The organism is Salegentibacter mishustinae (genome assembly GCF_002900095.1).
Taxonomy (GTDB): domain Bacteria; phylum Bacteroidota; class Bacteroidia; order Flavobacteriales; family Flavobacteriaceae; genus Salegentibacter; species Salegentibacter mishustinae.
The window spans coordinates 2,851,327-2,876,144 of the sequence record NZ_LLKN01000002.1 but is presented as its reverse complement, the minus strand read 5'-3'; the positions used below and the strand labels follow the sequence as shown (position 1 = coordinate 2,876,144).

General features: G+C 37.8%; 31 protein-coding genes and 1 pseudogene. 12 read left to right on the top strand and 20 right to left on the bottom strand.

The features are described from left to right. Window positions 1–14 precede the first annotated feature (14 nt). The 3 genes from merTP to APB85_RS15770 form a co-directional block, all read right to left on the bottom strand. Window positions 15–638 (bottom strand): mercuric transport protein MerTP, encoded by a 624-nt coding sequence (gene merTP, locus APB85_RS15780; RefSeq protein WP_037314311.1) that lies wholly within the window; start codon window positions 636–638, stop codon window positions 15–17. Between the two features lie 42 nt (window positions 639–680). Next, window positions 681–1,052: an ArsR/SmtB family transcription factor gene (locus tag APB85_RS15775; protein ID WP_037314308.1), complete on the bottom strand. Its 372-nt coding sequence runs from the start codon at window positions 1,050–1,052 to the stop codon at window positions 681–683. A gap of 162 nt (window positions 1,053–1,214) precedes the next feature. Further along, window positions 1,215–1,730: a DUF1440 domain-containing protein gene (locus APB85_RS15770; protein ID WP_013073404.1), complete on the bottom strand. Its 516-nt coding sequence runs from the start codon at window positions 1,728–1,730 to the stop codon at window positions 1,215–1,217. Between the two features lie 194 nt (window positions 1,731–1,924). Here APB85_RS15770 and APB85_RS17725 point away from each other — a divergent pair. Next, window positions 1,925–2,062: pseudogene (locus APB85_RS17725) on the top strand (IS110 family transposase); the annotation flags it as partial. 67 nt (window positions 2,063–2,129) lie between these two features. Here the strand turns inward: APB85_RS17725 and APB85_RS17225 are convergent. Beyond that, window positions 2,130–2,360, bottom strand: a complete 231-nt coding sequence (locus APB85_RS17225) for a hypothetical protein (protein WP_013073403.1) — start codon at window positions 2,358–2,360, stop codon at window positions 2,130–2,132. A 53-nt stretch (window positions 2,361–2,413) separates the two neighbouring features. Between APB85_RS17225 and APB85_RS15760 the strand changes: the two genes are divergently transcribed. The 7 genes from APB85_RS15760 to APB85_RS15725 all read left to right on the top strand — a co-directional run bounded on the left by APB85_RS15760 (window position 2,414) and on the right by APB85_RS15725 (window position 8,844). Next, window positions 2,414–2,680: a hypothetical protein gene (locus APB85_RS15760; protein WP_013073402.1), complete on the top strand. Its 267-nt coding sequence runs from the start codon at window positions 2,414–2,416 to the stop codon at window positions 2,678–2,680. 37 nt (window positions 2,681–2,717) lie between these two features. After that, window positions 2,718–3,068, top strand: a complete 351-nt coding sequence (locus tag APB85_RS15755; RefSeq protein WP_013073401.1) for a single-stranded DNA-binding protein — start codon at window positions 2,718–2,720, stop codon at window positions 3,066–3,068. A 75-nt stretch (window positions 3,069–3,143) separates the two neighbouring features. After that, window positions 3,144–3,593 (top strand): JAB domain-containing protein, encoded by a 450-nt coding sequence (locus APB85_RS15750; RefSeq protein ID WP_013073400.1) that lies wholly within the window; start codon window positions 3,144–3,146, stop codon window positions 3,591–3,593. A gap of 812 nt (window positions 3,594–4,405) precedes the next feature. Continuing rightward, window positions 4,406–4,807, top strand: a complete 402-nt coding sequence (locus tag APB85_RS15740) for a BfmA/BtgA family mobilization protein (RefSeq protein ID WP_013073397.1) — start codon at window positions 4,406–4,408, stop codon at window positions 4,805–4,807. Window positions 4,808–4,818: 11 nt separating this feature from the next. Beyond that, window positions 4,819–5,850 (top strand): MobB family relaxase, encoded by a 1,032-nt coding sequence (gene mobB, locus APB85_RS15735; RefSeq protein WP_013073396.1) that lies wholly within the window; start codon window positions 4,819–4,821, stop codon window positions 5,848–5,850. Between the two features lie 11 nt (window positions 5,851–5,861). Further along, complete coding sequence (locus APB85_RS15730; protein WP_041579134.1) at window positions 5,862–7,454, top strand: type IV secretory system conjugative DNA transfer family protein; 1,593 nt, start codon at window positions 5,862–5,864, stop codon at window positions 7,452–7,454. A gap of 34 nt (window positions 7,455–7,488) precedes the next feature. Beyond that, the gene (locus APB85_RS15725; RefSeq protein ID WP_013073394.1) at window positions 7,489–8,844 is read left to right on the top strand and encodes a Fic family protein; all 1,356 of its coding nucleotides are present in this window, start codon (window positions 7,489–7,491) and stop codon (window positions 8,842–8,844) included. Between the two features lie 29 nt (window positions 8,845–8,873). Here the strand turns inward: APB85_RS15725 and APB85_RS15720 are convergent, their stop codons facing one another. The 8 genes from APB85_RS15720 to APB85_RS15685 are packed head-to-tail and all read right to left on the bottom strand — an operon-like array spanning window position 8,874 to window position 15,818. Further along, window positions 8,874–9,707, bottom strand: a complete 834-nt coding sequence (locus tag APB85_RS15720) for a DUF4138 domain-containing protein (RefSeq protein WP_013073393.1) — start codon at window positions 9,705–9,707, stop codon at window positions 8,874–8,876. Between the two features lie 10 nt (window positions 9,708–9,717). Further along, window positions 9,718–10,704, bottom strand: coding sequence for a conjugative transposon protein TraM (gene traM / locus APB85_RS15715; protein ID WP_013073392.1), 987 nt, complete (start codon window positions 10,702–10,704; stop codon window positions 9,718–9,720). An 11-nt stretch (window positions 10,705–10,715) separates the two neighbouring features. Then, on the bottom strand, window positions 10,716–11,330 hold the full coding sequence (locus tag APB85_RS15710; protein ID WP_013073391.1) for a conjugal transfer protein TraK: 615 nt from the start codon (window positions 11,328–11,330) through the stop codon (window positions 10,716–10,718). 52 nt (window positions 11,331–11,382) lie between these two features. Continuing rightward, window positions 11,383–12,225, bottom strand: a complete 843-nt coding sequence (locus APB85_RS15705) for a hypothetical protein (RefSeq protein ID WP_041579132.1) — start codon at window positions 12,223–12,225, stop codon at window positions 11,383–11,385. 2 nt (window positions 12,226–12,227) lie between these two features. After that, window positions 12,228–12,809: a conjugal transfer protein gene (locus APB85_RS15700; RefSeq protein ID WP_041579130.1), complete on the bottom strand. Its 582-nt coding sequence runs from the start codon at window positions 12,807–12,809 to the stop codon at window positions 12,228–12,230. A 29-nt stretch (window positions 12,810–12,838) separates the two neighbouring features. Further along, complete coding sequence (locus APB85_RS15695; protein WP_013073388.1) at window positions 12,839–15,241, bottom strand: TraG family conjugative transposon ATPase; 2,403 nt, start codon at window positions 15,239–15,241, stop codon at window positions 12,839–12,841. Then, window positions 15,228–15,512 carry a hypothetical protein gene (locus APB85_RS15690; RefSeq protein WP_041579128.1) on the bottom strand — a complete coding sequence of 95 codons (285 nt, stop codon included), beginning with the start codon at window positions 15,510–15,512 and terminating at the stop codon, window positions 15,228–15,230. Before APB85_RS15690 ends, APB85_RS15695 begins: the two co-directional genes overlap by 14 nt. 18 nt (window positions 15,513–15,530) lie before the next feature. Then, window positions 15,531–15,818: a hypothetical protein gene (locus tag APB85_RS15685; RefSeq protein ID WP_013073387.1), complete on the bottom strand. Its 288-nt coding sequence runs from the start codon at window positions 15,816–15,818 to the stop codon at window positions 15,531–15,533. A 406-nt stretch (window positions 15,819–16,224) separates the two neighbouring features. Between APB85_RS15685 and APB85_RS17535 the strand changes: the two genes are divergently transcribed. Next, complete coding sequence (locus tag APB85_RS17535; RefSeq protein WP_229792169.1) at window positions 16,225–16,365, top strand: N-acetylmuramoyl-L-alanine amidase family protein; 141 nt, start codon at window positions 16,225–16,227, stop codon at window positions 16,363–16,365. A 362-nt stretch (window positions 16,366–16,727) separates the two neighbouring features. On the opposite strand, the gene APB85_RS15675 is transcribed toward APB85_RS17535, so the two are convergent. From APB85_RS15675 to APB85_RS17375, 4 genes are all read right to left on the bottom strand, one after another. Further along, window positions 16,728–17,753 (bottom strand): CBASS cGAMP-activated phospholipase, encoded by a 1,026-nt coding sequence (locus APB85_RS15675; protein ID WP_013073384.1) that lies wholly within the window; start codon window positions 17,751–17,753, stop codon window positions 16,728–16,730. Then, entirely contained in the window at window positions 17,743–18,225 is a 483-nt protein-coding gene (locus tag APB85_RS15670; RefSeq protein ID WP_013073383.1) for a hypothetical protein, read from the bottom strand. Before APB85_RS15670 ends, APB85_RS15675 begins: the two co-directional genes overlap by 11 nt. A gap of 2 nt (window positions 18,226–18,227) precedes the next feature. After that, a complete protein-coding gene (locus APB85_RS15665; protein WP_013073382.1) occupies window positions 18,228–19,466 on the bottom strand; it encodes a nucleotidyltransferase domain-containing protein in 1,239 nt (412 codons plus the stop codon). A 323-nt stretch (window positions 19,467–19,789) separates the two neighbouring features. Beyond that, window positions 19,790–19,963 carry a hypothetical protein gene (locus APB85_RS17375; protein ID WP_013073381.1) on the bottom strand — a complete coding sequence of 58 codons (174 nt, stop codon included), beginning with the start codon at window positions 19,961–19,963 and terminating at the stop codon, window positions 19,790–19,792. Window positions 19,964–20,107: 144 nt separating this feature from the next. Between APB85_RS17375 and APB85_RS15660 the strand changes: the two genes are divergently transcribed. Genes APB85_RS15660 through APB85_RS15650 form a run of 3 tightly spaced genes read left to right on the top strand, consistent with a single transcriptional unit; the run spans window position 20,108 to window position 21,856 of the window. Then, a complete protein-coding gene (locus APB85_RS15660; RefSeq protein ID WP_013073380.1) occupies window positions 20,108–20,743 on the top strand; it encodes a sigma-70 family RNA polymerase sigma factor in 636 nt (211 codons plus the stop codon). Window positions 20,744–20,754: 11 nt separating this feature from the next. Then, a complete protein-coding gene (locus APB85_RS15655) occupies window positions 20,755–21,060 on the top strand; it encodes a hypothetical protein (RefSeq protein ID WP_013073379.1) in 306 nt (101 codons plus the stop codon). Next, a complete protein-coding gene (locus APB85_RS15650; protein WP_057482320.1) occupies window positions 21,044–21,856 on the top strand; it encodes an ImmA/IrrE family metallo-endopeptidase in 813 nt (270 codons plus the stop codon). Before APB85_RS15655 ends, APB85_RS15650 begins: the two co-directional genes overlap by 17 nt. 9 nt (window positions 21,857–21,865) lie before the next feature. Here APB85_RS15650 and APB85_RS15645 read toward each other — a convergent pair whose 3' ends face one another. From APB85_RS15645 to APB85_RS15630, 4 genes are all read right to left on the bottom strand, one after another. Continuing rightward, the gene (locus tag APB85_RS15645) at window positions 21,866–22,528 is read right to left on the bottom strand and encodes a hypothetical protein (protein WP_057482319.1); all 663 of its coding nucleotides are present in this window, start codon (window positions 22,526–22,528) and stop codon (window positions 21,866–21,868) included. Beyond that, window positions 22,512–23,231 carry a hypothetical protein gene (locus tag APB85_RS15640; protein WP_057482318.1) on the bottom strand — a complete coding sequence of 240 codons (720 nt, stop codon included), beginning with the start codon at window positions 23,229–23,231 and terminating at the stop codon, window positions 22,512–22,514. The genes APB85_RS15645 and APB85_RS15640 overlap by 17 nt, the downstream gene beginning before the upstream one ends. A 3-nt stretch (window positions 23,232–23,234) precedes the next feature. Then, window positions 23,235–23,516 (bottom strand): helix-turn-helix domain-containing protein, encoded by a 282-nt coding sequence (locus APB85_RS15635; RefSeq protein ID WP_037317115.1) that lies wholly within the window; start codon window positions 23,514–23,516, stop codon window positions 23,235–23,237. A gap of 396 nt (window positions 23,517–23,912) precedes the next feature. Beyond that, window positions 23,913–24,623, bottom strand: coding sequence for an RteC domain-containing protein (locus APB85_RS15630; protein WP_229792170.1), 711 nt, complete (start codon window positions 24,621–24,623; stop codon window positions 23,913–23,915). Window positions 24,624–24,818: the final 195 nt, after the last annotated feature.

Below are 24,818 nucleotides of genomic sequence, written 5' to 3'. Positions count from 1 at the left end.
TATTTTGTTTGAATTTACTTATGTACCACTTTATATCCGGTAGAATTAATCGCTTTTTCAATATCTTCTTTAGAAGTTTTTGTATTATCAAATTTAACCTCGGTGTTTTTATTTTCATAAGAAGGGATTACATCTAAAATCCCATCCAATTGATTTACTGCGTGTTTTACGCTTTCTTCACAACCAGCACAAGTCATTCCCTCAACATCAAACTTTATAGTTTGAATATCTGACTGGCTCACCACTACAATATCTTTTTTATTATCAGGATAAAAGATTTCAGAATAGTAAGGAAAAGCCAACATTAACACGGAGAAAATAGTAACTATACCCAGAAAAGCTTTGGATTTAAAGAAAGAAGGCTTTTCGTCTTCATCACAGGCACAGTCTATCTCCTCCTGGGTTTTTGGTTTTAATTTTTGATACCAGGCAAAAGCCAGTACTAAGATGGTAATACCAATAAGATATGGTCTGAAGGGTTCCATCCAGGAAAAAGAGGAGGCGATGCCGGCGCTGCCTGAAATCAAGGCCAATATCGGTGTGATACAGCAAAGTGAGGCCGCCGCCGCTGTAAGCAATCCAGCTCCTAAAAGTCCGCTGGATTCATTTTTTTTAGGTGATTTAGAATTCGTTTTCATTATTTAAGCTATTTTATTTTTGTGATTTATTTATTAAACTATTTAAACGGCTATTTTAGATTGTTTTATTCCTTGAAATATATAAGAAAGGATTTTTTCCCCTCCATCGTTTAAAGAATAAAATAGGGTTTGACCTTCCCGTCGTGACGAAATGATACCGGCATCTTTGATTTTCCGGATATGCTGGGAAACTGCCGGCACGCTCATTTCCAAAATATCAGCGATATCACAAGGACAAAGTTCATTTTCCATATCTAACAGGAAAAGGATTTTTAAACGTACCTCATTTCCCGCAAGCGTTAAAATTTTACTCATTGTTTGAAAGCTGGAAGAAGATTTGTCAATAGTGTTCTTACAGCGTAATATTTGCTTATGATCAGCTTCATTTCTGGTACAGGTTATTTCTAAACTCATAAATAGTATTTTTAATTACGAAACAAATGTATCATTAATATATTATTTAAGCAAAAACTTAAATATAAAAATTAGCAAATTCTCTAGCCTCCCTTTTGGTTTAATTTGAATGTTAGATGAGACTGCTTAATTTTCCAACCGAAAAGGTCCTATACTGCTGAATTATCTCCTTTCATCAATTTTACTCACTATACCGGAAATCCCCTCATAAATCACCGCCACTGCCACACCATAAACCAAATGTGCAAGAAAACCGCGTATATGGGTAGATGTAGGATATTTTTTGTTTGGAGCACTAAAACCTAGTGCAGGGGTAATCCCTTCATCTACAATTAGAGAAAGGGAAGCACCCGTAATCAAGCCATTAGAAGTAGTCGAGAAGGAATTGGTGTATTTTAAAATAGGATATAGACCTGCCCATCCCATACCCAGACCAAAATGGAAAACCTGTCCCATCATTTTTTCCTGATCCTCATTTAATTCAAATCCCAAATTTTTAAGAGTTTTTTTTGCCGCGATTTTAAAGGGAGGACCTGGCCTTACCTCTTCTTCTTTCTCTTGATCTTTTTGAGGTCCTAACTCAAACAGCTTCATGGACACTTTCTCCATCACTTTAGTGGCTAAATACCCACTTCCCATACTGCCTGCGAATGCAAATAAAATATTAGATATTTTCATAGCTCTAATTTTTATTATTAGAACTTCAAATTATATATAATTATTTACGCAATTAGTTAAATAGGTTTTAAAGTATTGGTAAGAAAGTTTAAATTTCAATTAGTTCTCATGGATATTCTGAAGATTTCCCTACTTATTTCATGATTAAGTTTTTAGGTTTTACTGTAGGGACAACGGGATATTGTCATAATATATACAATGAGAGGAGGCTTGAAATGGGTAAGAGCAAAATGAGTACAATCAATATAATAAGAAATAAGTTGGTGGCCCGGGCATTTGCGGTGATTGCGCGAGGGACACCTTATGTGAATACAATGGGCTACTTTTCCTAATTCACCGCTCCAGTTATTCTTCATATGTACTGCAAGAAGGTTCAATCCAAGTGAACATTTTTAGCGGTTAGAAACTTATTTTCCAAATTCTGCATAGAATTCCTTCATACCTCATTTTATGCCTTAGCGTTGAAGGTAGCTTCTCTTCATCTTCAGGCCTTCGACTTCCTGGCCGTCCACATAGCACATTAACTTTTTTTGGTGGCGAAATAACAACATCCATTCCTGCGGGCGGCATAAAGCCGCTTCGCTTTTTATACGCCCTATGCAGGTCTGGATATTGTAAAATTATTTGCATCAAAAAAAGGTAATGTAAAGGCTCTATGGGAAGTAAGTCGAAAACAAAAAAAGATGAAATCAAATCCACCACAAAATATCGCAACGGCACAAAAGAATCAAAAAAAGGAAAATGCTCTGGATATAAAAAGTATGTCGATCAAAAAGGCTTTGTGGATAAAAAGCAGAACTATAGAAGAAAATTATGAAAGGAAATTTGGATTTATCATAGGATACTCTATAGGAAGTAAATCAAATAAAAATCTCATGAAATCATTTCAAAACAACATACCCGGAAGCGAAGTAAAAAAAATCAAAAACAGGAAAACGCCCCGGATATAATAAGTAAATCAATTATTAATTTTTAAATCTTTTAATTATGAGTACGCTTAGAAACAAAGTTCAGTTAATCGGAAATGTGGGACAAACCCCGGAAATCAGAAATCTTGAAAGTGGTAAAAAAGTAGCCAGCTTTTCAATTGCAACCAATGAATTCTATAAAAATTCAAAAGGAGAAAAAGTACAGGATACGCAATGGCACAATGTTGTGACATGGGGAAAACAGGCGGAGCTTATCGAGAAATATGTTGATAAAGGTAAAGAAGTGGCCATCCGTGGCAAACTAACTTCCAGGTCCTATGAAACCCAAAGCGGGGAGAAACGATATGTTACCGAAATTTTGGTGAATGAAATCCTATTCCTTGGAAACAAGGAAAACGCAGACCAGTAATTTTTAAAACTAAGAGGGCGCCTATCTCCAAAGTTGCGCCCTCTTTTAATTATTAATCTAAGAAAATCAATAATTATGAAAACCAAAGTTAGTGAAATAAAAATAGCCTATCGCAGCAGGGTAAAACTTAGTGAAGCACCAAAAATAAAATCTTCCGCTACCGCTGCCGATGTCCTTTATTCCAATTGGGATAAAGATGAAATAGAAGTGAGCGAGAGTTTTAAACTCCTTCTGCTCAACAACAATAACCGTGTAAAAGGGATTTTTGAAGTGTCCAGAGGCGGGATTACCTATACCCTTGTGGATCTGCGCCTTATTTTCGGAGTTATCCTAAAGAGCCTTAGTACAGCGGTTATCCTTTGCCATAATCACCCCTCGGGAACGCTACTACCAAGTAACCCCGACAAAGACCTTACCCGTAAAATTAAAAATGCCGCTGGGTTATTTGATATCAAAGTGTTGGATCATTTGATTTTAACGCCCGGTGGAGATTACTATAGTTTTGCCGATAATGGCATGCTTTAAAACCCGAAAGTCATGGTTTATCTGAATTTTAACGATTTGAACAAAAAACCCCAAAAACGGCTAATCAAAATTTCCCGGGAAGAAGTAACCCCAAAAATACGGGAAATCGATCCAAAGGTATGCAAGGGAACACCAATCCGATTTTAAGAAAATAATCGAGGAGGAAGGCTTAAAAAACTTATATTCCTATACCTATATTTTTAATATCTGAATAGGTTAATCATTCAAGAAGCTCCCAAGTATTTTATTCTAAAATGTATTCGGCAGTTTTTTATATAAACCAATTCCTTGAAAACAAAAAGGGAAAATTCGCTGTTACCTGAATTTCCCCTTTCTTTTTAGGTCATTGAAACCTATTCAATAAAGATAAAAAAATTCCTGAATTTGCTCACCCTGTTGAATAGGAAATATTTGTTTATTACAACCTGGTACTAAAAAAATCCTTATATTTATTTCGCTGACTTTCAGCATTCAAATTTACGCAGGCGTATCCATTTTTGACTTTCGCCGATAAACCTGCAATCAAATAATTAACAACGGAAATTTTTTCCTGAAAAATGGCAAGGGGCTTTTGACTGTCTATCAAGACAGGCAATAGGCCAAATTGTACGGAATTTTTGTCCCGCGCTGCGGGACGAAAAGGAGTAGCAAGAGGGTAACACGCTACGCGATGTTAAGTACTCCTTTTCGTTTTTAAATAACTGTAAATCAGTTATTTAATGTTTGTTTGAATTCCTGTGTTTAAGCAATTTGCGACAAATGGCCTGCCAACGCCCATTTCTAGGGAAGAATTTGCGACAAATCGGCGAATTATGGACTCATTTATTGGCATCAGGTTTAAAAAAGAAACAGCAAAACGTTTCCAGGAATTTTCAAGAACACACTTCAAATCACACACCGAAGCCCTGGAAACAATGCTGGAGTTTTTTTTCTATAATGAAATTTCCCCCCACGAAAAATTAGGGCCAACCGGCAGGACTATCGAAGCTTCTTTTAAGAAACGTATCAATGCGGTTATTGCCATTATGCGTGATATGGAAAAAACCCAAACCAAACCTACCGCGGCGATGATCGCCTCACTTTTCCAAACCGAAGCACCTCCAAAGAAACCCCTCATCCTGGAAAAGAAAATCCTCCGGGAGAAAAAAGATGGTATTCCCAAACAGGAACAAGATGGTAGGGGTGAAAAGAATTTTTCTGATAATAACCTTTAAAATTTCCTGCTATGTATATCACGATCACTCCCCAAAAATTAGGTGGGAATTACTCCCAAAGTTCGGCCGGTTTTGTTAGCTACCTGGAAAAAGAAAATGAAGGGATAGAAGAAGGGGTAAAGGAACATTTCTTTAATCAATATGAGGATGCCATTACCCCTGAGAAAGTCGTCAAAGAAATTGATAATAATACCTCCAAGCTCAAAAAGAAAGAACCCAAGTTCTATTCCATTACCGTTAGCCCTTCCAAATATGAATTAAAACGCCTACAAAGCAGTAGTAAGGATCTAAAAAAGTACACCCGGGAATTGATGAAGGATTATGTGGCCTGCTTTAACCGTGAAATAGACGGAAGGCCAATTAATGTCAATGATATTAAATATTACGCTAAAATTGAACATAGCCGGAGTTTTAAAGGTACAGATCGCCAGGTTCGCGAAAACCAACCTTATGCCACTAAAATCCTTCAACTCAAAAGTGAAATCCGAAAAATAGAAACCGAGCTGATGCAGGGAAGTATTCAAAAACGGGAAAAGGAAATTGAGAAACTGGAAACCAGGGCACCACACCGGCAAGATGGTAAGCGAATTGTACAGGGGATGCCCAAAGCAGGAAACCAAAGCCATATTCATATTATCGTAAGTAGAAAAGATGCTTCCAATTCGGTTAGCTTATCCCCGGGAAGTAAATACAAAGCTTCGGAAGTTAATTTTAATGGTAAGACCGTTAAACGCGGATTTGACCGGGACCGCTTTTTTGAAAAAGCAGAAAAGACCTTTGATAAAACCTTCGGCTATCAGCGCAATTTTGTGGAAACCTATACGGCTCGAAAGGAATTTATTAAAAACCCGAACCACTATTTTACCGCGCTAATGGGATTACCGGCTAACGAAAAAGCACTTGCTTTTAAACTTATCCGGGAATCAGGGATCCCGATGATGCCCAGCATTCCAACTTCCCAGGCACAAGTTGCCCTCAAAATTTTTAACAGGCTTAAGAAAGGGGTGGAGCTAGCCGTTAAATCAAGTTCAATCGGTATTTAATTTTAATTATTATGGACATAGAAAATCTTGTTAGACTGCTTCTGATCATCGGGCTGGTAAGCATATTGTTCTATATATGTTTTAGGCTGATCAACCGCTTTGCTTTTATTTTGAATTTATTGCTGATAGTGACCCTTGGCATTTATGGGGTCCAGGATAACCAGTGGATTCCGGCTTTATTATTCCTGGGGTGTCCGTTGCTCCTAATCAATACCCTGATGTATGTATTTTTACATAAGGGTGAGAATAATAAAAAGATCGATAGAAAATACCAAGTCGGTTTTACGACCACCAACGGAAAATTTAAACTGGAGAATATTAAACGCGGTGTTTCCGTTATTGGCTCTGCCGGAAGCGGGAAGACCGAAAGCGTGGTGTATGGCTTTTTAAAGCATTTTCAAAAGGAAAATTTTTGTGGGGTGATTCACGACTATAAGGACTTTGAGCTTACCGAAATGGCCTATCCCCTTTTTAAGGACCGGGAAATTCCCTTTAAGATTATTTCCTTTGATAAAATCATCCATCGGGTGAATCCCATAGCTCCACGATACCTGGAAAATGAGGAAAGCGTCAATGAAGTCTCCCGGGTCCTAGTGGAAAACCTACTTGAACAACGAGAGTCAGGTACCTCGGGGACTACAAAATTTTTTAATGATGCCGCAGAAGGGCTAATCGGGGGACTGATCTGGAAATTAAAAACGGATTACCCGAAGTTTTGTACGCTCCCGCACCTTATCGCTACCTACCAGTACCTGGATACCGATAGCCTGATCCAGTTTTTGGAAACCAATACCACCTCCCGAGCAATGGCCGATGCCTTTATCAGTGGGAAAGATTCTGAGCGGCAAACGGCCGGTGTAAAAAGTACCCTGGCCAATGCGCTTAAAAGGATCAGTACCCAGCAGATTTTTATGGTGCTTTCTAAAGATGAGGTTCCGCTTAATATTAATAGTGAAGAAAACCCTGCAGTTATTTCCGTAGTGAACAATCCAAAATACGAAGCTTCCTACTCTCCGGTAATAGCCACTATTATCCATACCATAACTAAACAAATGAGTGTGCGAAACTCCAAAGCTTCCTTCCTACTGATGGAAGAAGCCCCCACCCTTCGTTTGTTGAATATGCACCGGATCCCGGCAACCCTGAGGAGTTATGATATCGCTACTATTTATGTAATGCAGGATAAGATCCAAAATGATATGATGTATGGGGATAAAGCTAGTAAGGCTATTTTAAGCAACCTGTCCTACCAGTTCTTTGGAAAGGTAAATGACCCCGACACCGCCAAATACTACGAGCGCTTTTTTGAAATTGTAAAGAAACCTACCACCAGTGTCAACCGCGGGTATAGCCTTGATTTTGATACCCGAGTAACAACCGGGGAGAAGGAAATCCCAAAAATCCGTGCCGATGTTTTCTTTCGCCTGAACCAGGGAGAATTTATAACCTATGCAGATGGAAAGGATAAAAAGGTACAGTTTAGATTGCAGAATATTAGGCGCGATCTGCCTTCGGCTAAAGATCAAAAACCTTATTCCAAAGCTGATTTGGAATCTAATTTTGAGCGGGTGTATAAGGAGGCCAAGTCTATATTTGACCAGTAATTATAAGTATATTTGTGGCGTTAAAATCTTTTTTATGAGTGAGACCAACCGTATAGAATATAAAAGGGAGCTTTCCGATGGTTTGGAGAAAGAAGTTGTTGCTTTTTTAAATTATCGTGAAGGCGGTATTATCTATATAGGGATTGATAAGGAAGGAAGAACTTTTGGGGTGAAAGATCCTGATAGTGTGCAATTGAAAATTAAGGATAGGGTAAGGAACAATATACGGCCTTCTGCACTTGGGTTATTTGATATTGTAACTGAGGAACGGGATGGGAATGATATTCTGAAAATCATCGTAGCAAGCGGTTCAGAAAAACCTTACCATCTCAAAAAATTTGGAATGAGTGAAAAAGGTTGTTTTATACGGCTTGGTTCTGCGGCAGAGCCTATGTCACAAAAACTCATTGAAGAACTTTTTGCCACACGTACCCGAAATTCTATCGGAAAAATAAAAGCACACCGACAGGATTTAAGGTTTGAGCAACTTCATATATATTACCAGGAAAAACAAAAGCCCCTCAACAAACAATTCAGAAAAAATTTAGAGCTAACTACGACAGGAGGAGACTTGAATTATGCAGCATATTTATTAGCAGATGAAAATAATGTTTCTGTTAAATTAGCTAAGTATAAAGGGAATACACGGGTCGATTTAGTTGAAAGTAATGAATATGGTTACTGCTCTTTAATAAAAGCCACTAAGAGCGTATTGGATAAAATGAACTTGGAAAATCGAACGATTACCAAAATCACCCACAGTGAACGAAAAGAACATCGTCTTTGGAATGCCATTGCACTGCGGGAAGCCATTATAAATGCCTTTGTCCATAATGATTACACTCGTGAAATAGCTCCAAAGTTTGAAATTTTTAGTGATCGGATAGAAATCACTTCTGCAGGTTCTTTACCGGATGGCTTAAGTAAAAATGAATTTTTTGAAGGTTTTTCGATTCCCCGCAACAAAGAATTAATGCGCATTTATAAAGACCTAGATTTGGTAGAACAACTTGGATCGGGGATCCCCAGAATATTAGAATCCTATAGTAAAGATTCCTTCCGTTTCTCCGAGAACTTTTTACGAATGGTTTTTCCAGCTTCAGAAGAAGTTTTTGATAAAACTACTAATGAAACCCCGCAAGTAACCCTGCAAGAGACCCCGCAAGTAACCCCGCAAGTTCAGGATCTCTTAAATGTGATTAATGGTGAAGATAGCAGAAGTGAGTTGCAATATCATTTAGGACTTTCCGATAGAGAAAATTTTAGAAAAAATTATTTGCAACCTGCACTTGCCGAAGGCTTGATTGAAATGACCATTCCCGAGAAACCACAAAGTAGTAAACAGCGTTATAGACTGACTGGCAGGGGTGCAAAAGCCAGAAAAATTTAAACTTTTAAAGTCGGAATTTTTCAAAATTATCAATTAGGATTATTAATAAACCGATGGGAGATCTTTAGTTTTAAATTACGTTCCCCATCCTTTTCATTAAGTTCCAATATCGCCCTCCTTTCTTTAGACAAGGAAAATTTTGGCATCACATAAACCAATCTTACCGTTTGTTTTTTTCCAATCTTAGCCGGCAAGTTGTACTTGAAAACCGGATCCTGGTATAAGCGTTGTAAGGATTTCTTCTTTCCCTTTTTGCGGGTTTCAATCGCCAGGTTTAAGAAATTAAGATCATAATCCAGGCTGGATCTATTCTCAATTTCGATCACAAAATAGAGCTGCTCCTTATTATAAACGATATTCTCAACACTTAAAATAATACCGTTCTTGCGTTTTTTTATGCGGCCTATGTGTTGCTTTTTACTCAGCAGGTAGCTGCAGAATCTGCGGTAATGATCTTCCTTCTTGTTTAAGTTCTTTTGCGGTTTTTTGTCCTTAACTGAATCCTTGACAACTGGCTTTTCTTTTCCAATCCTTTCCGCTTCAGGGATAAAATAGTTCAGCCGGGAAAGCTGTTTCTTATACTTCAGGATATAGGAGAATACCGAACCATTTGTTCCGATAACAAGTAAATTACTTTCTCTGCCGGGCTTGGCCTGCAGCAGTCCGAAGTGTTGCTGCTTTTCCCGGTTGTAGGTAAAGACAAAATGCTCAGCACCGGTAATACCCTGGCTAATTTCCTCTGGAAAAAATAGCGCAACATTCTTGTACTCATTAGCGTAAATAGTGTCCAGTTTTTCCTGGGTTTGTGCACTGGTCATAATAAAAACAAGTAGAGCGGCCTTGGTTAAAATATACTTTTTCATAATGATTGTTTTATTGGTTAGCCAATCCCCAATTTGATTCAGGTCTGCTGGCTTTGAGAATTAATCTGTAATTATTTAGAATGGTCACTTTTACATTGCGGTTATTTCGGCGAAATACTTTGCTTATTCCAGTGACCTGGGGTACACTTGGGATATTAATATCACCGATTACATCATCCAAGACTTCCGTGGTTACTTCCGCCCGGAAATTATTCTCGATGTAGATACCTTCGCTACCATCTTCAAGGTCAAAAGCTTTTAGGCTAGTTTGATGCTTATTGATATTTTCAATCTCAATCAGGACACGATTAGGCTGAAAACTAACAAAACCAAAAACCGGGGTGCTTTTGGGAATAAGTTTATCACCAATCCTGGCAGGCTGCGAAAGTCGCATCCGAAGCCTGGAGTTGGCTTTGACTACCTGGGTGCCATCGACGACCACCTTAATTTCCTTATCGGTAGCTTCTTTGGAAGAAACCTCGGGTTTCATAGATGCAGAAGCAAAGAATAATTGATGTTCCAATTCCATTTCTTTGGCCGCTATTTTTTGCGCTTCCTGAATCTCTGCAGTATCAGCCTTCGCTATTGTTTTAATTGAGTATGAGCCGTTATTCTCCGGTGGTCTGGTTGGCCGAGTTTGTGTAAGGTTTACAATTTGCGCCTGCCGGGCTTTTCCCAGCTCATAAATACTATCGATCTTGCGCTCTTTTTCTTTTTCCAAAAGCTCGGTGTCGTAATAACCTAAAGAATCCAAAAACGTTTCATCATAAATACTTGGCGCATTCCTATCCCGAACTTCTTTGAGGTTATCAATAGCCTCCAGTTTGGAATCATAGGTTTGCTGGCTTTCTTCTTCAAGGGCTGGGATTTCCGTTTGCCTGAGGTTTTCCTGTTGCTCTTCCTCCTCCCCAGTGATCATTAAGGTATAGGTGACAAGAAAAATCACAATGACCACCAGGACGCTAATGAATACAATTTTGTTCTTTTCAATTTTCATCCGTTCTAATTTTAATTTTGTGAGGGTACTTTTCTTAAACTGTTTTCGAAATAATCCGTTATGAGAAGTCCGTGAGGGTTATGGGGAAAGTGTCGATCTACGATGAGCAGTTTTCCTGAGCTTACTAATTCATAGGTGTCTACTATATTGCCGCGGTTGATTTCAAAAATAACAGTGGTTTTAAAATGAAACGATTCCTCCTTTTCTTCGAGCTGCGAATCGATCGTTAATACCTTTTGAACCAGTGAGTACTGCAATAAGCGGTTGTAAACCCCTTCGGCCTTTTTCTGCCTGTATAGGTTATCTACCGAACTATTGCCAAGCCATAATGCTTTTTCCAGGTTTTTCTCATAGCTGCTGGCATCAATATTATAGAAGTAGGTGTGAAACAGCTCCAAATGGGCCAGGGCCTCTACCCGGAAGTTTTCTTTTTGGGTAACCAGTTTTAAAGGAATAATACTGCCGTCGGTATTGATGGCGAAGGCACTGTTCAAGGCCTTATTCCTGGTGGAGATGGCCATCCAAATTGCAAACACACTGCAAAACATCGAGCAAAGCACTACGGCCAGCACGATAAAGCGGTTTACCTTTAATACCGAATAGATATTTTTATAAGGTGTTTTCATTTTTAGAATATTTTTTTCAATGATTTAAAGTGGTTATATCGGTTGCTATTGATTAAGTGGTGAACAGTCTCAGGGTAAATGAAATGGCACGCCGGTAGAGCTTGAATTTTAAAAAAACGATAAATACTATCGAACCCAGTTCTACCACAGGGGCAAAAAAACCGCTCCCGTAATCCGTACCGAATAGGTTTTCCCAAAAATTGGTGTTGATTTCCGTATAAAGAGCATTGATAAATACATTAACCAGGAAGAATGCAGGCACCAGCATATATACCGCTGCATACAACCGGAAAAAACCATAGGCCATCGAGCGAAACTTTTCAAATACCGCCAGGCTAAGTACCAGCGGAAAAAAGGCCTGCATAATCCCAAGCAGGAAGTAGCGCTCCGCAAGGAATAAGGGATAAATGAATAAATCCAAAATCCATAAAAACAGGCTGATAAGAAAAGCAAAGGTTTTAAACCCATATAGCGGCGTAACTAGAGCCTCATAAAGTAAAGCCATAGCTTTACGCATCGCCCCCATAGGGGAGACATCTTCTTCGATGGGGATCTCCTGCATCTGAAGTGGCAATAGGGCAGGAGCTGTATCGCGGTATTGATTTTCAATAGCTACAAGAATATTGTCAAAAAAACCCAGGATTTGCGTTGAAAAAATAACTAGTAAAACCACCGCAAAGTTTTTTGCCAAATCACCGGGGGAAAGCCCCCAGGTATAGCCCTGCCTATCGGCTATCCCTTCATTATACTTTTTAAGGATGTTTACCAAAAAGAAAAGTACAGCCAAAGTTTTCATGCTAACAATAGTATAGCGGGAAAACTCGCTCTCCTGGATGGTTTGGAAAACACCATCGATATATTCGACACCTACAGCCAATATGATTACCCCTTCCATCATCAAAAGCCTGTTTCCCGATTATTGATCCTGTCCTGCATTTCCCGAAAAGAAATGATCTCGCGGTAACGCTTGGTTTTTAGCCGCACATCGGTCACCATTTCTTTAGACTCGAGTTCTTTTCGCTTTAGAACATCCGCCCGCTCGGCATCACTCATTTTTAAATGATCACTTGATAAAATCTCATCGATAAAGCTTGCGGTCTCCAGGGAGTTATCTACCACGGCACTGAAGGATTCGGTCACCCTGCTTATTTCGTCGGGTTTGATATAAGGGGAATTCAAAATATCCCGAAGATCATCCTGCATCACCGCAATAAGCCGCTGATTGTTACGACCGATCTCACGAACGGCTTTTAAATCCTGTACCACGCTATTGACCTTCTCTATATTCTCTTTCTGTGCCTTTAAAAAGTTGACGGTCTTGACAAGATTAGCGGTTTGCTTGGCTGATTCCACAAGAGATTTAACCAGGCTGACAAAGTTCGTGTTATCATACACCGGCATCCCCTGGGCCACAATGTGGCCAGATGAAAATAAAGCTAGGGCAAGTGTGAGTATCCAGGTTTTGTGTTTATTTTTCATATCGAATTGTTTTAATTGTTAATGAGCATTTAGGCCTTCCTGATGAATTCCTCTATAGCCTTTTCCATATTTTTGGTCTCATTATAAATGGCCATTATGACCTCGTTTTCGGTGCCGTCGGTGAGATAGGCGGCATAGACTTCGGGTGGTACTTCCAGGCGGAAAATGTTGCTTTCCTTGCCTATCTTAATGAAGATCTCGGTGTACTTGCACTTGCCGGTCAAATTATTCCTGATCGATTTCAACTGGTTGAGATCGTGGCTGGACAGGCTCAAGCGCCTGGCCAGTTCTTCATAACCTTTTTCATTATTCAGGCTGTAGATCACCTGGGTGTTTTCCAGGATGCTTGAGGAAGTCGCATTATTAGGAAGCTGATTTATGGATTGTAAAATAATTCCAATGGCACCGTTCTGTTTACGGATGGCCTGGTAGTAGAATTCAACGCTTTCAAGGACATTGTCAAACTTGAGTTGCTTGGCGAATTCATCAAAAAGGATGATTCCCTTTTCTGCCCTGTTTTTCCAGATCGTACGCTGGATCGCCGACTTGATTAGTTTGAGCATCACCGAGAGGATCTCTTTATTGTCCTTAACTTCATCGAGTTCAAAAACAATCAGCCGCTTATCTTCGATCTTGTAAGTTTGATCTTCGCTAACTTCAAATAAGAAGCTGTATAGACCATCGCCGACATACTCCGAGAGCACATGCAAAAAGTTAATAACATTGAAGTAGTCGGGATGGATTTTAAGGGATTCCAGCAGCTCATCTTTTCGCTGCTCGATAAAACGGTAAAAACTATCTAGGGAATGGTTTTCCGTGGTGTTTTTGTAATAGTAACGGAGGATCTTTTTAATGGCTACGGATTGTGCTTTGGTAACTTTATCATCTGCAGCAATGAGTTCTAATAGGAACACTAAAAGATCCTCCAACCGCTCCGGGTTTACATCATTGGGATTGGATATGTAGAAAGGATTGATCCCTAAACTCTTTCCGCTCTCGTAGCGCAATACAGTGTACTTATCAGGATAGAGTTTAGCGAACTTGGTATAAGAACCTCCAAGATCGATAATCACCAGCCGTACTCCGTTTTCAAAATACTGGCGCAGGATGTTATTGGCCAAAAAGGATTTCCCTTCCCCGGTAGGGGCGAAGATGGCAAAGTTCCGCGCCTTAATGCGTTTCTTTCCCTCATCCCAAACATCTTTTAGCACAGGAATGTTATGCTCGCGGTCATTAAAAATGATACCGGTAGGGTCCGATTTGTAATTGGTGTTATTGATAAATAGGCACAAGGCATGTTTTAAATCGGTCACATAAAGATCTTCATCGGAAAAATTGGAAGAGAAGCAGCAGTAGCTGTTCAGCAGGTAATTCTTTCGTTCTTCGCCCCGCGGAGCGTAAGGGGTAATATCCAGTTCCTTAAACTCCGCCTTAATTTTAGAGGCAATGCCTTCCAAATTACGAGGATTCCGATCCCAAAAGATGACATTAAGATGGCCCCGGATAATCCGTGCGTTATCATCGCTATTAATTTTTTCCAGGATTTCCTGAATCTTTCCTAGAACGACTTTGTTTTGTGATCCAAAGTTGGAACTTTTGCTAAGTTCTTCTACTTTTTTATCCAGTAGCTTGCGCCACTTGTGTTTATCATCTAGGTAGAGGATCTGGTTGACTATATGGTTTTCCTTTAAATGAAGCCCCAGCCCATCAATAAACCCCTGGTGAAATACAAAATCATCGGATGTGAATTTCTCATTGGTCTTGCTCGACTGTACCCTTTCGCCAAAGCACAGCTCGCTATTGATAGCTAAGGCATCAAAATAATTATCCCCAGTTTGAATATGTTGTTTTTCGAGTAGGATATCGGTATCGAAACCCTCATTGAAACCATTAAAATATTCGGTAGTGAGATTGGTGATTTCTTCTGGTTTTAATGCTTGTATGTAAATCTTTCGGCTGTTTGCTATAAAGGAAACACAATCACTTACCGAGCTGATAAAACTTTGCAGGTTCGCATCAAGTTCCCTGATGATGCCTCTGGAGACTTTTCGAAAAGGGTTTACGTATTTGGAGTTGTTTAACGCTTTGTTCCTGGTCAGGGTGAAGAATAATAAGGAGCGGTGTTCCATAAACTCTCTATCTTTAAAATGATCCCGGGTGGCCTTTTCCAAAAAGGTTTTGTTTGGAAGTGCAGTTGCAGTGAATGCTTTTTTCTCATAAATATCCTGCTTGTGCACTACTGTACCCACCGGTAGGGATTTAAGCGCCTGGAACCAGGTGGCGTGCAGGTCTTCAAAATCTTTCTCTGAGAGGGAATAGATTTCAGGGAGGTCCAGCTGATAACATATCACAACGTTACCATTACCGGAAAAAACGATATTGTCTCGGATATCGGCAATTGGCCAGTGGGAGGAAAGCTTAATTTTTTTCATAATCGATACCAGAATCTTTTTTGTTACTAATCATTTTCGGAAATGCCCCTGTCATCTGCATAAATTCTAGGAGCCTGCTGGTACGGTTTAACCCGATATACAAGAATGCATTAAAGAGCATAGCGCTGATAATCATACCCAGGCTGAAGGAAAAAATGATGACCAACAGGGAAGCGATAATTGAAAGCATCATTAGTGCAAATAGGGGAAGGGAAAGCCCAAAGATGACGGCACCCTTCCGAATGTTCCTATAAGGTTCATACTTCTTCATGATTTTACCTTTTAAGAATTAAACTACAATGCTGATCAAATAAGTGAAGATGCCTACCACGGCTCCTGCTATAAGTACAAAGACCAGGACGCGGGTAATTCCCTTTTTGAGATCGGAGTTTTCCCCAAAGAAGTGGCCGGCATTAAAAAGAAAGCCGACCAAAAAGATGATTCCAAGTATAATTGGAAATATATTCCTTATAGTATCGGAAATATCAGCCACAGAATCTTCGATCCCGCCGATTTGCGCAAAAAGTGAAGTGGAAAGCAACGATAAAAAAGTTGCCAGGAAGATTGATTTTTTCATAACGGAAAATTTTAAATTTTTGATTCGATTTCGTTATGAGAAAATTAGAAATTTAATGACTTAAATTATTGAAAATCAATAAATTGTGGATAAAATATTATTTGTAGTTAGTTGATTTTCAATGGTTTCATTTAGCACTAAATGCTATGAAATTTTGAAAATGGGGTGTTGATAACTTGAAATGTGGAAAGGGGAGGAGGGGACAAAAACATCAATTTTGTGATTTTGTTCCTGAATATGTGCATCAATTTTGACAAGAACCGGCAACCAGAAAACGAATTGTTATTGATGTTGGACACAGGGGAAAAGAATCTGGTGCCATCGGAATAAATCGCATTAAATAAACAGATGTGGTACTGGATATAACCTTGGAGCTTTAAGGCTCAACGAAAAGTCATAAAAACCAGTGGATATTTATTTGATCCGGTATAGCGATACGCTTATTTCCTTATCCGATTGTACTAAACTGGCAAAGGCACTGAATGCTGATTTGTTTATTTCTTTGCACTGCAATCATTCTCATAATCCCACTGCAAGAGGGATTTAGGTGTATGTTGAAAAATACGAATCTAGAAATTCAAATGAGTCTACTTGGTTTGTCTATCAATTACAAAACCAAATTAGAAAGCATTTAGGCTTTGAAAGTAGGGGTGTGAAGTTTTTTAATTTTCAAGTGTTTCAGGAAACAGTTGGTGCTCCTTGGAATTGGGCCTTATGAGCAATCGGGATGAAAATTCTTTTATCCAAGCACATCCGAAGCATATTAGTCTAATCTTATTAACTACTCTAAAAAATGTACAATGAAGAAATTATTTAAAGAAGTTTTTAAAACAACTAAAAAGATATTTAAACAGCTTATTGCAGAATTCTTGATTTACCGCAAAAAGTGATTAGTTGTGAGGTTTATTATTAGTAAAAATGTTTTTGCAAGATTGAACTTCTATTATGCTGAAATGCAATTGAAGCTAATTCGGCAAAATTTTTAATTTTTGTTGGGTCACTCTCATCCATATCAATAAAATTATCTTCGTTGAGCAAAACATCTATTCGATCGTAAATAAAATTAGGATTATCCTTTTCCGACTTATCGATTCCTTGATATAAAAGACTGATATAATTTGCAACGAGTTGTGATTGACTTTGCATAAATAAATCTATTAGCCGTTGACGTTTGTCTTTTCTCATCCAGTAGTAAAGCCCCCATCTTTTCCGAGAATTACCATCAGTAAATTTTTTATGACCAGTACCTAACGACAGTATTTCCAATTGAGACATTTCAACTTTAAAAGCTTTAATTGCTTCTAAGAAAGCTACCAAAGTTGGATTATTTGCCATCACACCGCCATCTACTTTGTTTGAGAAAATTCTCTTTGTCCCTTTCAAATCTACATATTCGGATGTGTAAGGATTAAAATAGGTGGGTGCGGCAGATGTTGCCATTGCAGCCTGGTATGCAGGAATATGGTAGTCTCGCTCAAATGCGGGATGGTATTTTGTTTTGAGAACACTTGGATTGCCCTGGATCAAATCGTATATGGGGATGCAAACATCTGTTTTACAATCATCAAGCCTTGGTTCTACGCCATCATTTATTTCCTTAAATTTATTGCGCACCAACTTTTCTAAAAATTCTCTTTCGTGTGCAGAATTACGAATTTGTCCAAACCAGAAAGACTTCTTTTTGCCAAATATCCCTTTGGCATTATCTAAATAAAGATTATAAATTTCCTTAGCGGGAATGCCAAGTGCTAACGCAATTGCTATAATTCCACCAGTCGAAGTCCCTGTAATCAAATCAAAATGCTGATAAATCTGGAATTTACCATCCGAGCGATTTTTTAGTTCATCCTCAAGTAGCATTAAGAACATTGCTGGAAATACACCCTTTACTCCACCACCATCTATGGAAAGTATTTTAAACTTTTTATTTTTCATCTCTTATAATGTTTGTATAATCTTCATTAGGGTATTCATTATGACCACCACCATACCATTGCCCTTCTGGTAGCCATAATTCGTAATAATAAAGCCATTCACTTGCCCAAGGAATTACCGTATCCACAATATAAGTAAATCCATTCCACTCTTTTTTACTGGGGGAAAACAAACACAACTGTTGTTGTTTACTATTATAGACGTGAGGTAGCTTGGTTCTGTTTGAAGCAATTTTTAAATCCTTCTCAATCACAAACACTCTAATAGACCTATTCTTTTCGTAGTTAACGAGAATTTGGTACTTTTCGCTAATAGCCGTAGGTTGAATCTCTATTATGATTTGAAAGCTGTCCCAAGAATTTTTGACCAATTGTGAATCTGGGAAATCTATTTTAATCTTTTTTAGCTGTTCTGAAGAAAGTATCCCTTTAAGCTTTCTCTTGCTATTGGTTTTAAAATATTGACTTCTCATCTTTAAATATTCCCTTCAAAATTATGATTAGGAATTGGCTTACCAACACTGCCTAAAAGACCAGTACCTATTGCCATTTTTCTATTTCCTTTCTCACGTAGAATCCTATTTTTTTCGCCATACTCAGCAAAAGTTCTCTTTACTACCTGATTTCCGTACTGCGCCGAAAATGATTCATTTAAAATATGTAGTCCCTTATTTTCACCATACTTAATCGCAGATAAATCCTCTTCCAATTTATCAAGCCAGGCATAAAAGTATTCTTCTTTTTGAGCAACTAATGCCCATTTATCAGCAAAATTTTCTGCTTCATTAACTGGGTTGCTTACCCATCTTTCTTGTTGACCTGTTTTAGGATTTAGTTTTGTTTCAATATAACTCCGCAATCTACTAACAATGTTTATGTAAGCATCGGCAATATTTTCACCTTTATCATAAGCTCTACTCGCAAGAGTAGTTATGATAATAGAAATAGGTTTGTTTTCACTGTCATACTCATCTGAGGAAAACATTATATCTCTGTGTCTTTTTAAAAGTTGAACTACACGCTGTAACGGCATTTTTTCCTTTTGAAACGGACGAACTGGGTCGACGGATTCGCTCAGGGCAAACATTCGTTTTGAACTGTATATTGCTCTTTGAAAAAACCATTTTGCATACCCAAAAGGATTGCTTTTTAGCCACCATTCAGTCTCGGTCATTATTGAGTAGAAAATGTTCTCTTTATCTGTTATTCGGATGGCCAATTTGTTTGTATCCAATTGTTGATGATTATTGAAAGCTTCGTTAAGTAAGACTGTAAAATTCTTATCGGCAATGGATGGAAGAATATCCATATGATAATTTGCTTGGTCTGAATATTCAAGTGTCCAGCACCTTTGGCCACCATCTTGACTTTCCAGCATATTTTTATACACAGAATGCTCTTTAAGCCTATCACCAACAGCTTCTTTTAAATGCTTTTGGGTCCAATGGGCAGGCTTTCCGTTTAGTTTACACACAAGGTCGATATCAATGTCGTCATCTTCACATATTGGCTTAATAATAGTTCCGAGCATAAAAGATCCTTGAGGGATTATTCTTGGCGAGTAAGGAAAAAGGAAGGAACCTTCCTTAGATAGCCAATCACCAACCGCTTCGTAGCTTTCTACTGCTGCATTGTATTGATTCTCTGTAATATCCAAGTTCTCACCCAGAATTTCGAGTATTTCATTAATTTCTTTTTTGTAGGATTCAGTCATGTTTTTATATTTTAAATGGTCTTCTTTGGGATGTTGTCAACGACAATTTGCTTTGTGGACTATGGCGATGCTATAATTATGGTGGCTGACTTTAATGAGAGCCACCATAATTACTTAGTTGGGCTGTTCAAGAACTTTAGCTATACTACCAATGACAATTAATGTAGCAAGTCCAAAGGTTATAGCTTTAGCTACATCGCCTCGAACATTAACACAATTGTTCTTATGGCAAACACTTAGCCTACCTTCTGCAAAATTTATAGAATTCATAAAAGAATTGTTTAATTGAACACTACCCCAACATCAAGCTCTGGGGAATAAGCTTACTTTTCTTTTCTTACTCCTTTAAAAGGTTTGTTGCTTGAGGTTTTTCCATCCATAAACCTACCCGTGTTTGAATCACGTTTTACCCAAGAATCAGTTTTTGGGTTGTAGGTCTGTGAACGGTCTCTCACAGCACCTTTTCTGGAATTGTCTTTTGGTGGATTAGTTGCCATAATTTTAATTTTATGTCCTTTGGAGTTTTCTATATATTTGATCTCCTAATGAACGTATTAATAATTTGATTTATATAGTTATATGAACAATGTGTGACACGTAAAATTTTGTCACACTCTTATCATATAATATTGAAGGTGTTTATGGACATAGAAACCCAATTATTAGAAATTGCTGTGAAGGAAGACTCTCCTTCTGAAGCCAAAAAATCAATATCAATATTATATGAGCATTTCAGAAAATTTGTTTACAATGTAACGTACCAGCATATTGGATTCACACTGCAAAGAGAAGAACTTGCATTAACAGTAACCTCAGAAGTATTTATTAAGATATGGGATTCTCCTTTAGATTGGGAGTATGACAAAAAGAAACACTCCACCCAAGAAGATGGTTTTAAAGCGTATTTAGCCACTATTGCTCATTATAAGTTGATGGAGGAATTAAAGAAAATTAAATCTGTTCGAGAGACTGAATCAACAATTATTGATGATGAAGACAGTGAGTGGAAATGGTTTGTAAGTGAAGAGGAATTCAATCAGTTGGATAAAGAGCTGGAAGAAAAACGTAACTTGATAGATGATTGTTTAGCCGAATTTTCTGGTAAAAAAGCAGATATTGTACGTATGTACTTTTTGCTTTATGATGATGAAAAAAGAATGACAAAGGAAAAAATAATCCTAATGGAAAAGACTTTTGAAACTACTTGGCAAAACATCAGACAAATCATATCAAGGTCAAAAAAGAAAATCGAGAGTATGTTGAAGGATAAACTCTAAACTTATAGAAAATGACATCTAATAAAAAAGACATTGGAAAGCTCTTGAGAAAGCACGGATATTCTACACCTAAAAATTCAGATGAAATTAAGGCATTTGAAAAAAAATTTAGTGATGGGTATGTAACTCCAAAAAGGTGGCCTGACATAGCAGATATTATTTCTGGAAATAAATCTTCTGCTAAGGTTATATCCATTGAGAAATCTGAAAACAAGGCTTCAAAAAACTTAGCTATGGCGGCAAGAGATGGTAAAAAAATATCTGAGAAAGATAGACAGCAAATGAATAAGGACAAGAGAAATGCCAAGAAAAAATGAATTCCTTTCACGTAGCGATGTTGAAGAACTTAATGAATTGGCTAGTGGTATTGCTGATTACTACTTTCCAAATGGGCAAGTCGATCCCATATTAATCGCTGAAAAGAATAATATATCTTACAGTTTTGGCAATTACTCAGACTCATTTGATGGTCTTCTTGAATGTGAGCATAATAATTTCCATATTTTCATAAACTTAGACAGGTTATCTCAAGCCTACTCGGAAAGAGCCCGGTTTACTTTTGGACACGAACTAGGTCACTATTTTATAGACGATCATAGAAATTCACTACTCAAAGGACTTTCACCTAGTCATTGTTCAATTACTGGATTTCAAAGTAGAAATAGGGCGGAAAGACAAGCAGATTATTTTTCTTCTTGTTTATTGATGCCTGAAGTTGGATTTAGAAAATATTGTTATCGGAAAAAATTTGAATTTAGAATAATAGAAGAGCTGTCAAAAAAATATGGAACCAGTAAAACAGCAACTGCACTTAGGTTTTGCGCTATTGGCAATCAGCCTATAATGGTTGTTTATGCTTATAAAGGCAAAATTAAGTGGTTCTGGTCATCATTTGATTTTAAATTTAGATGGTTAAAATATGGTAAGGATAGACTTCCTGAAGATACGGTCGCGGGAGAATATTTTTCGATGGGTAGGGTATCCTCACGCACTGAACCAGTATTTGCTATGGACTGGTTTGATATAAAATTTTCCGGTCAAGCAGAACTTCCTTTTAAAGAACATTGCCTAATGAAAGGGGCGCATACGCTCAGCATAATCTGGGAGGATTAGCTTAGCTTATTATTTCCTCTTATCCCTAGCATTTTGATCAAAAGCTACTAAATTAAACAATTCCCGCATCCGGCTGCGAACACGGTTACCGTAACGTTCTTCCAATTCTTCAGCATTTAAATTAGTGGTAGCATGTGTTTTTACTTTTCTATTGGTTTCCAGGAAAAGGTCATATCGGGAGAGTAGTACTTCTCCCATAACATTCAGGTCTTTACCGTAAAATCTACCGGGCGGTTCAACGCCCATATCATCAAAACAGAAAAACCTGGAACTTCCATATTCTTCTATAGTTTTATATCCCAAATGATTAAAACTAAAGGTTACATTTCGGCAAGGGATCATTTCGTAAGTGCGTTGTGCGGGCACCAGGTGCCTTAATAATTTCATCAAAGAAGTTTTACCGCAGCCTACTGGACCTGAAAGTAGTATCCCTTTTTCGATATCAATTTCATATTTATCGCAGGTAGCCTTGTCCCTGATGAAATAAGAACATAACTTTAATAGGATTTTTTTGTCTTTCTTATAAATTTTGAAATTTTTCCCGAAGAGCAATTTTCCTTTGGCATCAAGGTAGACCAGAATTTTTTCAAAGTCATAGTGCACACATTTTCCGTCAAACCTGCCTAAGGAATATTCAATGCCACCTTCAATTATTTTAGAGGGGTTGTCCATAATCTTTATTTTTTGTGGTTCGCAGGTTGTCCCTGAAATGGGATGCTTGCTTTTTATTTAACTTATTTTTTTCTTTCATAAGCGATTTTTGTTCGACCCAATATTTAGCCAGAGCGCGCCAATCTCTCACATCAGAACCATCACTTGTCTGCCACTGCCGGTCTTCATAGTACTCGTAGAACTCTTTTCCATAATTAAGATTAAAATTTTTATTACTAAAAAAATCCAGTACCACCTTCAAACTGTTTGGATGTTTATTATGTTTTATTGGTTTAGTATTGTTTATAGTAGATACCAAAGCTTGTCCACTGGTGGGACAGTGTTGGTCTATTACTTGTTCCCTTATGGGATGGTAGCGTTCCGCAAGTTGTTCTAATTTGGGATCGTAATGGTCTTCCTCAGGTTCATCACTTGTCCCTATAATAGACATCTTGATTTTACTGCCTTTATAAGGGTTATTGGAAGGAAAGTATTCCAGGTAACTCCAGGTATCAAGATTGGTTATACATCTGTGATAGGTAGATTTAGATCCTATCTTTGCAGCATTCATCAAATCCCTTCGGTTCACGAAAAAATCCGGCGCGAATCTGCTACTATTCCATTCCTGGAATAAAGCCATATACAAGCTGATATGCGTTGGATTTAGACGCTCATCAAAATAAAATTTTTCAAAAGCGGCGTTTAAAAGCTTTATATAATTCATCGCTTAGTATTCTAAATGATGCACACGATTCTCTTCCATTACTTTTTGGATTTCATCCATCTCGTAATAAATGAGCCCACCTATTTTGGTATAAGGCAACGTACCGTTTATTCTTAAGTTTTGAAGCGTTCCAGGACTTACCTTGAGAAGATCCATAACTTCAGCAGATTTCAGGTACTTTTTAATCCTTCCTGACTTTTGCTGGGCAAGCAGTTTTTTAATGTCATCCAGCAGTTCCATTTTAAATTCTCTTAAATCGTCGGTGGTAATAATTGATGTAGGCATAATACAATGGATTTTAAAAAGGGGACTATAGGTTATAATAATTTAAATAGCCCCCTTCAGGTTATTAAAAAAGTCTCCTGTCAAAATTGTAATTAACCTTTGAGAGTTTTTATATAGGGATGTGGTAACTACGTAAAACTTTAACGTTTCATAGTTTTTGATACGATTTGAGATAATTTGGTAAATTCAGTGCCTTGAAAAATGAATTTTGTGCTGGAAATAATAGACAAAACCGAAAACACGTAACTACGTGGTTACTTACGTGTTTTTAGAATAAAAAATAAAAGAAAATTGAAAGTGGTTGCACTCCTTTGCAAGAATTGAAAAGTATTGGATAATGAGATGGAGAAAGATAATTTACTAGCAGGGGCAGGGGTACATGGTTAATTGGTACTATTAATCATCATCCTTATTCATTTTGGTCTCAAGCAACATTATTAACAGGTTTAAGAATTTAGTGCGGTCGCCTTTTCGAGCTTTAATATTGGAGTAGGTTTTATAGGGATTAGCCAGCTTGATATTAAAAATATCCTCAAAAGCCTTGCAAATGGTAATAATGTCTGATGTTCCGTGGTTTAAATATCCGCTGGCAAACAAGGCATATATAAGCTCAATTAAATCAGTTTTTCCGCCTGACCAGACTAAAAGACTGGGTTGTCGTTCTCTAAATTCAGAACTACTGCCGGGCTCTAACCGCTCTAATTGTTCACGGATATAATGGATGTAACGATACAGTGCCTGTACTTTGGCCCAAAGCATATCATGACTGGTAGAAAACTCAGGATTTTCGTAATAATTAATGGAAGGGGTAAGGGAAAAGTCCACCTGACTCTGACGGCTAAAGAACTGGTGATCCAGATAACTATGGTTTTGTTCCATATAATGAACAAATCCGTTATTCGTTGAAAAGAACTTATTGATTTTCTTGATTTCTTTTTTCAGAAATCGCACTTTATGAGAGTTCCCTGCTTTGGGCAATAAGAGCTCGCAAGAACGTACCTCAGTGAAATAGATAAGGTAGCTCATCGGGTAGGGTTTGATGTTTTTGAAAAAATCAATTTCCGATTGGCTATCCTCAAAATCTTCCCGGTCCACCAGCTTTTGCAATCGGGATAAGGTTTTGATACAAAGATTTATACCGCATTCAGCCTTTTTCAAATCGGAATCCTCCGACTTGATAATGCCTTCAACCTTTTCGCTAAATGTCGACATAGTCTTTTCGAACATGCTGGTAGTAAATGAAAATATATAAAATCGTTGTTGGGCTCTTTTCAAGTTTGGTTTTGTTTAGATATATTATAC

Bases quoted from the DNA above. Each gene is read 5' to 3' on its own strand.
- merTP (WP_037314311.1), bottom strand. From the start codon at position 638: ATGAAAACGAATTCTAAATCACCTAAAAAAAATGAATCCAGCGGACTT.
- APB85_RS15775 (WP_037314308.1), bottom strand. From the start codon at position 1,052: ATGAGTTTAGAAATAACCTGTACCAGAAATGAAGCTGATCATAAGCAA.
- APB85_RS15770 (WP_013073404.1), bottom strand. From the start codon at position 1,730: ATGAAAATATCTAATATTTTATTTGCATTCGCAGGCAGTATGGGAAGT.
- APB85_RS17225 (WP_013073403.1), bottom strand. From the start codon at position 2,360: ATGCAAATAATTTTACAATATCCAGACCTGCATAGGGCGTATAAAAAG.
- APB85_RS15760 (WP_013073402.1), top strand. From the start codon at position 2,414: ATGAAATCAAATCCACCACAAAATATCGCAACGGCACAAAAGAATCAA.
- APB85_RS15755 (WP_013073401.1), top strand. From the start codon at position 2,718: ATGAGTACGCTTAGAAACAAAGTTCAGTTAATCGGAAATGTGGGACAA.
- APB85_RS15750 (WP_013073400.1), top strand. From the start codon at position 3,144: ATGAAAACCAAAGTTAGTGAAATAAAAATAGCCTATCGCAGCAGGGTA.
- APB85_RS15740 (WP_013073397.1), top strand. From the start codon at position 4,406: ATGGACTCATTTATTGGCATCAGGTTTAAAAAAGAAACAGCAAAACGT.
- mobB (WP_013073396.1), top strand. From the start codon at position 4,819: ATGTATATCACGATCACTCCCCAAAAATTAGGTGGGAATTACTCCCAA.
- APB85_RS15730 (WP_041579134.1), top strand. From the start codon at position 5,862: ATGGACATAGAAAATCTTGTTAGACTGCTTCTGATCATCGGGCTGGTA.
- APB85_RS15725 (WP_013073394.1), top strand. From the start codon at position 7,489: ATGAGTGAGACCAACCGTATAGAATATAAAAGGGAGCTTTCCGATGGT.
- APB85_RS15720 (WP_013073393.1), bottom strand. From the start codon at position 9,707: ATGAAAAAGTATATTTTAACCAAGGCCGCTCTACTTGTTTTTATTATG.
- traM (WP_013073392.1), bottom strand. From the start codon at position 10,704: ATGAAAATTGAAAAGAACAAAATTGTATTCATTAGCGTCCTGGTGGTC.
- APB85_RS15710 (WP_013073391.1), bottom strand. From the start codon at position 11,330: ATGAAAACACCTTATAAAAATATCTATTCGGTATTAAAGGTAAACCGC.
- APB85_RS15705 (WP_041579132.1), bottom strand. From the start codon at position 12,225: ATGGAAGGGGTAATCATATTGGCTGTAGGTGTCGAATATATCGATGGT.
- APB85_RS15700 (WP_041579130.1), bottom strand. From the start codon at position 12,809: ATGAAAAATAAACACAAAACCTGGATACTCACACTTGCCCTAGCTTTA.
- APB85_RS15695 (WP_013073388.1), bottom strand. From the start codon at position 15,241: ATGAAAAAAATTAAGCTTTCCTCCCACTGGCCAATTGCCGATATCCGA.
- APB85_RS15690 (WP_041579128.1), bottom strand. From the start codon at position 15,512: ATGAAGAAGTATGAACCTTATAGGAACATTCGGAAGGGTGCCGTCATC.
- APB85_RS15685 (WP_013073387.1), bottom strand. From the start codon at position 15,818: ATGAAAAAATCAATCTTCCTGGCAACTTTTTTATCGTTGCTTTCCACT.
- APB85_RS15675 (WP_013073384.1), bottom strand. From the start codon at position 17,753: ATGAAAAATAAAAAGTTTAAAATACTTTCCATAGATGGTGGTGGAGTA.
- APB85_RS15670 (WP_013073383.1), bottom strand. From the start codon at position 18,225: ATGAGAAGTCAATATTTTAAAACCAATAGCAAGAGAAAGCTTAAAGGG.
- APB85_RS15665 (WP_013073382.1), bottom strand. From the start codon at position 19,466: ATGACTGAATCCTACAAAAAAGAAATTAATGAAATACTCGAAATTCTG.
- APB85_RS17375 (WP_013073381.1), bottom strand. From the start codon at position 19,963: ATGGCAACTAATCCACCAAAAGACAATTCCAGAAAAGGTGCTGTGAGA.
- APB85_RS15660 (WP_013073380.1), top strand. From the start codon at position 20,108: ATGGACATAGAAACCCAATTATTAGAAATTGCTGTGAAGGAAGACTCT.
- APB85_RS15655 (WP_013073379.1), top strand. From the start codon at position 20,755: ATGACATCTAATAAAAAAGACATTGGAAAGCTCTTGAGAAAGCACGGA.
- APB85_RS15650 (WP_057482320.1), top strand. From the start codon at position 21,044: ATGCCAAGAAAAAATGAATTCCTTTCACGTAGCGATGTTGAAGAACTT.
- APB85_RS15645 (WP_057482319.1), bottom strand. From the start codon at position 22,528: ATGGACAACCCCTCTAAAATAATTGAAGGTGGCATTGAATATTCCTTA.
- APB85_RS15640 (WP_057482318.1), bottom strand. From the start codon at position 23,231: ATGAATTATATAAAGCTTTTAAACGCCGCTTTTGAAAAATTTTATTTT.
- APB85_RS15635 (WP_037317115.1), bottom strand. From the start codon at position 23,516: ATGCCTACATCAATTATTACCACCGACGATTTAAGAGAATTTAAAATG.